Raw genomic sequence first — 1,763 nt, 5'->3', positions numbered from 1 at the left:
ATCCTGTGCCTCGTCGGACCGCCCGGCGTCGGCAAGACCTCGCTCGGCAAGTCGATCGCCAAGGCGACCGGCCGCGAGTTCATCCGCATGGCGCTCGGCGGCGTGCGTGACGAGGCCGAGATCCGTGGCCACAGGCGGACCTATATCGGCTCGATGCCCGGCAAGGTCATCCAGTCGATGAAGAAGGCCAAGAAGTCCAACCCGCTCTTCCTGCTCGACGAGATCGACAAGATGGGCCAGGACTTCCGCGGCGATCCGTCTTCGGCCCTGCTCGAGGTGCTCGATCCGGAGCAGAACTCGACGTTCATGGACCATTACCTGGAGGTCGAATACGACCTGTCGAGCGTGATGTTTGTGACGACGGCGAACACGCTGAATATCCCTGCGCCCCTGATGGATCGCATGGAGATCATCCGTATCGCCGGTTACACCGAGGACGAGAAGATCGAGATCGCCAAGCGTCACCTGATGCCCAAGGTGATCCGCGACCACGCTCTGCAGCCGAACGAATTCTCGGTCGGCGAGGACGCGATCCGCGGCATCATCCAGACCTACACGCGGGAAGCCGGCGTGCGCAGCCTGGAGCGCGAGCTGATGAAGCTCGGGCGCAAGGCGGTGACCGAGATCCTGCGGACGAAGAAGAAGACGGTGAAGATCACGGCGGACAACCTCGCCGATTATCTCGGCGTGCCGCGCTTCCGCTTCGGCCAGGTCGAGGCTGACGATCAGGTCGGCGTGGTCACGGGGCTTGCCTGGACGGAAGTCGGCGGCGAGCTGCTGACGATCGAAGGCGTCATGATGCCCGGCAAGGGCCGCATGACGGTGACCGGCAATCTGCGCGACGTGATGAAGGAATCGATCTCGGCGGCGGCTTCTTACGTCCGCTCCCGGGCGCTCGATTTCGGCATCGAGCCGCCGCTGTTCGACAAGCGCGACATCCACGTCCACTTGCCGGAAGGCGCGACCCCGAAGGACGGTCCGTCCGCCGGTGCCGCGATGGCCACGGCTATCGTGTCGGTGCTGACGGGTATCCCGGTCCGGGCCGATGTGGCGATGACCGGCGAGATCACGCTGCGCGGCCGCATCCTGCCGATCGGCGGCCTGAAGGAGAAGCTGCTCGCCGCGCTGCGCGGCGGCATCAAGAAGGTCCTGATCCCGGAAGAGAACGTCAAGGATCTTGCGGACATTCCGGATAACGTGAAGAACGGCATGGAGATCGTCCCGGTCTCGCGGGTCGGCGAGGTGCTCGCGCACGCGCTGACGCGGATGCCGGAGCCGATCGAGTGGGTCGAACCGGTCAATGCGCCGGCTCCGGTCGATACCGGCGACGATGCCGGAAAGTCGCTTGCTCATTAGAATATTCTAACGTTGCAACGCACAAAGAGAGAGCCGGGCCTTGAGCCCGGCTTTTTTCATGTGAAAAAGCCATGAAAAAGTGCAAAAAAGCCCGGAATTCTGCGGTTTCCGGCTTGGGTTCCGCAACGCTTCTTTCTAAAGTCCGTTTCCTGCCGGATGAGTCGTAAGTTCCGGTTTTCTCATGGAAGGGAATTTTGATGAACAAGAACGAACTGGTGTCCGCTGTCGCCGATGCCGCAAGCATTTCGAAGGCTGATGCGCAGTCCGCCGTCGATGCGGTGTTCTCCGTGATCACAGGCGAACTGAAGAAGGGCGGCGATGTCCGGCTTGTCGGCTTCGGAAATTTCACCGTGTCAAAACGCGCTGCTTCGACCGGCCGCAATCCGCAGACCGGCGCGGAAGTGAAG

At 62.4% G+C, this 1,763-nt stretch carries 2 protein-coding genes; both read left to right on the top strand.

Going from position 1 to position 1,763, the window contains the following annotated elements; translation table 11 throughout:
* The coding region (lon, locus tag EOD07_RS33260) for an endopeptidase La (RefSeq protein ID WP_127238242.1) at positions 1–1,356 on the top strand (1,356 nt) is incomplete at its 5' end.
* A 197-nt stretch (positions 1,357–1,553) separates the two neighbouring features.
* The coding region (locus EOD07_RS33255) for an HU family DNA-binding protein (protein WP_164772788.1) at positions 1,554–1,763 on the top strand (210 nt) is incomplete at its 3' end.

Source organism: Mesorhizobium sp. M2C.T.Ca.TU.002.02.1.1, assembly GCF_003997225.1.
This window is presented reverse-complemented; position numbering and strand designations above follow the sequence as displayed.